This is a genomic window from Oleiphilus sp. HI0061 (genome assembly GCF_001635675.1).
In genome coordinates, this window is record NZ_LWFE01001871.1 from 1 (window position 1) to 869 (window position 869).

Sequence of the window (869 nt, forward strand, 5' to 3'; positions counted from 1 at the left end):
TTTAACATTTGCTTGCTTTTTATCACCGGCATTTTCTACATAAATACTGGCTAATTTTAGACTCGATTTAAGCAAGTGCAGACTTTTTTTCGCTAAATTATCTTCATCACATTTATTGATGATAAAGGTGTCCGGGACTTCCATGATTCCGGCTTTCATAAACTGAACCTGATCGCCAGCCAATGGCTGCATTACCAGGCAGGTATGGTCGCTAAGTTTCTGAACTTCAATCTCACTTTGGCCGATACCGACCGTTTCAATGATGATCAGATCAAAAATTTTTCTTAGCAAGCGCGTTACGTGGAAGGTTTGCTTACTCATTCCACCCAAGTCTTGCTGCGAGGCTTGAGATCGGAAAAATAGTCGCTTGTCTTTTACCGGGAAAATTGTCCGTGTCCGGTCGCCGAGCAGGGCGCCGCCAGACTCATGGCTAGAAGGGTCTATCGCCAAGACAGCGATCGACATGTCCGAACGCTCTTTAAGCAGCGTTAAGCAAAGCTCGCCGATTAAACTCGACTTACCTGCACCGGGCGTACCGGTAATACCCAAGACCATACCTTGTTTGTCGTTACCAGATTGCTTCTTTTCTAGATAAGAGACAATCTGGTGCCGAGTGACAAAGTTCTGCGTGGTATTTCGCTCAAAGACCGAAATTAGTTGGGCAATTGGCCACTTCTCTAGATTGGCTGCTTGCTCTAACTGCTGCGCGACTTTCTCAGGTAGCTCTGACTGCATTTGTGCAGTCAGTTGATCAAGCGCAAGATCAGGCTTAGTTTGCTTTTTGTGCATTAATGACGTCCATGATCTCGTTCATCACTGCCATTAGGTCAAAATCTTTTGGCGTGAAAATGCGCTTAACACCCTTGCTT

General features: G+C 45.3%; 1 protein-coding gene. It reads right to left on the bottom strand.

Annotated features, from left to right (window positions below; translation table 11 throughout):
• Positions 1-789: GTP-binding protein (locus A3735_RS28415; protein WP_068639110.1), on the bottom strand; the 789-nt coding region annotated here is incomplete at its 3' end.
• Between the last annotated feature and the right edge of the window lie 80 nt (positions 790-869).